The organism is Fulvivirga aurantia, assembly GCF_009711475.1.
Lineage (GTDB): Bacteria > Bacteroidota > Bacteroidia > Cytophagales > Cyclobacteriaceae > Fulvivirga > Fulvivirga aurantia.
In genome coordinates, this window is sequence record NZ_SMMD01000620.1 from 1 (window position 1) to 4,711 (window position 4,711).

Annotated in this window: 7 protein-coding genes; all 7 read right to left on the minus strand. The window is 37.7% G+C overall.

Annotated features, from left to right (window positions below; all coding sequences use genetic code 11):
• Window positions 1–49: 49 nt before the first annotated feature.
• On the minus strand, window positions 50–562 hold the full coding sequence (locus E1176_RS05845) for a hypothetical protein (protein ID WP_155209626.1): 513 nt from the start codon (window positions 560–562) through the stop codon (window positions 50–52).
• Window positions 563–581: 19 nt separating this feature from the next.
• Entirely contained in the window at window positions 582–1,844 is a 1,263-nt protein-coding gene (locus E1176_RS05850; protein ID WP_185152655.1) for a DUF4440 domain-containing protein, read from the minus strand.
• A gap of 16 nt (window positions 1,845–1,860) precedes the next feature.
• Window positions 1,861–2,514, minus strand: coding sequence for an alpha/beta hydrolase (locus E1176_RS05855; RefSeq protein WP_155209628.1), 654 nt, complete (start codon window positions 2,512–2,514; stop codon window positions 1,861–1,863).
• Window positions 2,515–2,673: 159 nt separating this feature from the next.
• Window positions 2,674–3,048 (minus strand): VOC family protein, encoded by a 375-nt coding sequence (locus tag E1176_RS05860; RefSeq protein ID WP_155209629.1) that lies wholly within the window; start codon window positions 3,046–3,048, stop codon window positions 2,674–2,676.
• Between the two features lie 72 nt (window positions 3,049–3,120).
• Window positions 3,121–3,936, minus strand: a complete 816-nt coding sequence (locus tag E1176_RS05865; RefSeq protein WP_155209630.1) for a helix-turn-helix domain-containing protein — start codon at window positions 3,934–3,936, stop codon at window positions 3,121–3,123.
• 133 nt (window positions 3,937–4,069) lie between these two features.
• Window positions 4,070–4,282, minus strand: a complete 213-nt coding sequence (locus E1176_RS05870) for a hypothetical protein (protein ID WP_155209631.1) — start codon at window positions 4,280–4,282, stop codon at window positions 4,070–4,072.
• 229 nt (window positions 4,283–4,511) lie between these two features.
• Window positions 4,512–4,711: hypothetical protein (locus E1176_RS20910; protein ID WP_222933093.1), on the minus strand; the 200-nt coding region annotated here is incomplete at its 5' end.

The window sequence follows — 4,711 nt, forward strand, 5'->3', positions numbered from 1 at the left end:
TTATAAAGTAGATGAATCCGACTTTTCCGTAGACAGATAGGGTAATCGTTTATGCTAAGAGCCAAAACCTCCAGCCTCCCCAGTAGTCTTTGTAATGACTATAAAAATCTCTTAATTGACTGTCAAAATTTTTCTGAGGTATAGAATCTTTGAATACAACTTCGTTTGTCGACAAATTCCAAATGGCATATTTTTTCACTTTTGGGTCATCGATTGTGCCAATAAGGTAATCATCCGTAAATGTGAATTGATTTAGAACCAGAACTTCATGTTCATAATCTTTAGGGGTTATGTAAGTCCATGTGCCATCACCTTGTTGAACCGCTTTGCCATGATTGAGAGGAATTCGTGCATAATCACCTAATCCATGATCGCCCCAATGGGTAAACATATAAATAAACAAGGCAAGTGATATCACTGCTCCGCTACAGGCCCACAGCTTTGTTTTTGATACTTTTATATGAGTCACCATTCTAATAATGGATGTAATAAGTAGAGCATATATGCTGGCTAAAACAGCAATTTTGAAGAGGGTAAAAACGAAGTGAAAAAGAACGGCCATTTACCTTTATTTAATATGCTTAATTTATTTTGCTGTCATGAAAGCCGGCCCTTCTCCAACCATTTTTATATTTGGTCCAAACATGAGTTACCCGGTATTCATTCTTGTGTAGAGAGCCTTCCATTTCAGTTTCTACTATCACTTTACCAGTTACGATAGCTGTTTTACCATATAATATTTCAATGGCCATTTCTTCCATCGAGTACGCCAGGACTACAAGTTTTCCAGAAGAGAGGTCTTCAGAACGTTTTCGTAAATAATCTAACCATTGGCTTTTATTGATTGGTTTTGAAGTACCATTAGTGTGTACATAATCATAGGTAATCATTGAGGTCAAAGTTTTCACATCGCCCTCCTTAAATGCCTGATTGAAGCGTTCAATCGCTAAATAAAGCTCACCTTTCTCTCTGATCCAACTTCGGTCTACAAGTACGCCATCTTTGTAGGTTTTTACAGATTTTATTTCTCCTGTATCTCTGTAGGATATTAGTATGCCTGAGCCTTCTTTGAGTGTACCTGCATCTCTTAGCTCACCTGCCGCAGTATAGTTTACAATCGCTTCCCATGGCTTACCATCTTTGTATATAGTTTCCTCATGAATTTTTCCGTTCGGATGGAAAGATTGGTACTTGCCCTCAAGCTTGTCATTAACATAATGCATTTTTTCTTTGAGAGTACCATCCCTGTAATAAGTCAGACCATCACCATCCCGCACATTCTCATATCTTTTGTGTGTTATGGTTTCCAAAAGTTCACCGCCCGAGCTGTACCATTTTGAGATTACATGATCATCCACATATTCTGCTTCGCTTATAATTCTTTTTCCATCAACACTAAAATCTCTGGACACCCCATGTAATGTGTCATTCCTATAGTTTAACTCACTTACCAATGTGCCTTGTAGATTATATGTATACCACGGGCCGTGCAGTCTTCCGTTCTTATAATGCTTTTCCCACACTTTGATTGGTTTTTTATCGTGTAGCATAAACACATAGTATTCATGTTTCCCATTTTTAATTGAAGTGCTGGTTGTATCACTTACAAGACCTAAGAGTAGAAATACATCGATTAGAATGTGCTGTGTGTTATAGTCATCAACATCCATGATTTCCATTTTTGTTTGGTAAAACTGCACCGACTGTGTTGACGAAAGGTTAAGCTTGTTACGCAGCTCAAGTGAATCTCCTTCTTCTAAAAATCCTTTAGTGCTGTACGCAGGTTGTGAAAAGGAGATGTTGCATATCAAGAGAAAAAGAGTGATAAATAGGGGTGCTTTCATGTGGTATAGTATAGATTTACTTGATTGTACTTTCATGCAAAATCTGATTCAGGATACGACTTAATTCATCTGCTTTATCCACAACCATGAAATGTCCTCCATTCGGAATCGCAATGACTTTATCCTTCTCTGCAAAAGTCAGCATTCGGTCAGATGAACCGTGAATTCTAATTAAATTAGAAGGTTTATTAACATTATTCCAAATTGCAATTTGATTGATTGCCCATCTCAAAAACCCAGTATCAGTATCCGCAATTATCTGCCTGAGTGTTTTTTTATGTTTTGGATGAGATATTCCGAACAAATAGTTAGCTAAAAATGGAGGAGGCTTGATAAGAAAATTTGGGACTTTTTTAAAAATTCCGATTTTTCCGAGTACTCTAAAAGTCCAGGGAATATCATTTTTACTGGTAGCGGATGATATGAGTATAATTAGCTTTGGGCTTAGAATTTTATTTAACTCAATAGCTATCATTCCTCCAAAGGAAACTCCGATAATCCCGAAAGGCTCTTGAGCATTGATTTGTTTGGCAAACCGAGTGGCGTATACTTCAATTTTCTCATTGCCAATTGGAGGGATCCACTCAAGTGGAATTAAATCAAAGTCGAGAGATAATTCTGAAAAAATTCTCTGATCAACTCCTAAACCACCAATACCATATATTTTCAAAATAAGAAGGAGATGATTTTAAGTAAAGGGGATATTTGTAATAAATTGCATCAGATTTATACTGCCAAAATAATTAAAATATTATCAAGTCTCCTATTATCCTATATTTCATGCAACCTCCCGAAATTTCAGTCAGGATCCCGGGAGGTTGACATTGAGTTACTTTCTTGAGTGAAGGCCGATTGTATTGCCTTCCGAATCTTTGAGAATGGATACGAAGCCAAATTCTCCAATCGAAAACTTAGGTTTTAGAACCTTACCACCAGCTTTTTCCACCTTGGACTCTTCGGTTACACAGTCTGGTGAAGAGAAATACACAACAGTGTTATTGTCATTGGGCATATAGTTCTCTTTTTCTACTAAAGCCCCTGTAGCGTTTACACCATCATTTTCAAAAGGAAAGGTCGATTGCTTACCCCATTCGATGGGCAAATCAACCATCTTGATGTCAAATACATCTTCATAAAATTCTTTAGCGCGTTCTAGGTTAGACACATTGATGTCGAACCAACAGACAGGATTTAAATTTTTCATAAGTCTATAATTTTAAGTTTAACCTGAAGTTGCACTTAGATTGGCTCAAAAAATTGTAAAAATGGGACAGGGCTATTTTTTCTGATCAAAAATCAGAGACATTTTTAGATCTTCACCATAAAATTCTTTAGGGGTAATACCCGTAAACTCCTTAAAATCTTTGATGAAGTGTGACTGATCGAAGTATTCGTTTTCGTATGCAACATTAGTCAGGCTCGATGCGTGTTGGTTTAGCAGTGTTTGTAATGTGGTCTGAAGTCTGATAATCTTAGCCAATTGTTTAGGGCTTAGACCTACTGTTGAAGAAAATTTGCGAGCTAAAACTCTACGATTAATATTATCATTTTCTGTGAGGTCTTGTATTGATAGCTTACCATGTGCAGAAGCTATTGTGTCTACAGCAGATTTTACGATACGATCGATGATGGACTTATCCTTTAGCCTTTTCAGTAAAAAGTCTTCGATGATTTTGATTCGTGTACGAGTATTCTCTGCTTGTAGGATTTCGTTTTCCAACTTTTCTCCTTGCTGGCCAAATATCATTTTCAATGAAATTGGTGTGTTGGTCATATCTTTAAGCGGCAGTGTAGTGAAAGGCAGAAACCCGTTAGGATGAAATCTTACGATAAAAGTGCCGGTATCTCCATCAGGCTCAACTACATAAGGACGTGTTAGCTGTCCTATTAAGAAACACCTGGGTTGTAAAAAACTGTCCTTGTCAGGAGGATGATGCCAATACAGATCCCCATAATGAAAAATGAGCTTCATGGTGCCATCAGGTACGATGGTGTTCTTACTGGGGGTTGTAGCTTTTGTGCCTTCCAACGTCCAGTAGCATTTCACAAAGTCTGCTACCGCTTCACCGGGCTCAAATATTTCTGGTGTCATTACCTGATCTGGCTGGTTATGATAAAGTTAGTGAATAGCGTGGGAACAAGTGCAATATACCCTCAAAGTCAGTCGGGGAGGACTTAAAGTTCTTGAAAGTTATTTTCGTATCATGTATACATTTTGGTTGTGCCTACTTTTCACCGCTAAAATTGCCGCTACCATCATTTAAATAAATGAAGAAGTCGGAAGATGCGCCTCCAATGTTTTCCAGACCCTGGATGTTGTTCGTAAAAATATCTAAAGTGCCATTTCCATCTATATCGCCTATTGCTGCACCGTGTGTAAATGCTGCAGCTGTACCTACATTAGATGATTTGTTATTTAAAACACTACCCGACCCCATAAGTAAGACATTAGGATGGCCTGGAAAAGGGTGATAATCATAACCATGATCTTAAAAGCTCGAGTTTCCGGATTGAACAATCCAACAAAGTATAAATAAAATTGTATTTAGGCAAGAATTGACGGGATATGATTGAGGAGGGAAGTACTTGATAGGCTAGGGTTGAGTAAGAGTCAACGTGGTGCTGGTACTTACTGGCAAAGCCATTTAAGTGTACGCGTTATTAATACTATCTCACCCTTTCGACAGTTAATGAGTCCGTAATTATTAGTTGCTCACAAGTACCTGCCATGGAGTAGGGTAAATTCAGTATTACGTTGTTATTGTTCATCTTAAGTTCAATAAACACACTATCGATTGTGGGAAAGCTATTGTTAAAACCATAGGGATATGTTGGGATGTAAGAATCAACAGTTGACTCATCCACTT

Coding starts and splice junctions, on each gene's coding strand:
- E1176_RS05845 (WP_155209626.1), bottom strand. CDS start 562: ATGGCCGTTCTTTTTCACTTCGTTTTTACCCTCTTCAAAATTGCTGTT.
- E1176_RS05850 (WP_185152655.1), bottom strand. CDS start 1,844: ATGAAAGCACCCCTATTTATCACTCTTTTTCTCTTGATATGCAACATC.
- E1176_RS05860 (WP_155209629.1), bottom strand. CDS start 3,048: ATGAAAAATTTAAATCCTGTCTGTTGGTTCGACATCAATGTGTCTAAC.
- E1176_RS05865 (WP_155209630.1), bottom strand. CDS start 3,936: ATGACACCAGAAATATTTGAGCCCGGTGAAGCGGTAGCAGACTTTGTG.
- E1176_RS05870 (WP_155209631.1), bottom strand. CDS start 4,282: ATGGGGTCGGGTAGTGTTTTAAATAACAAATCATCTAATGTAGGTACA.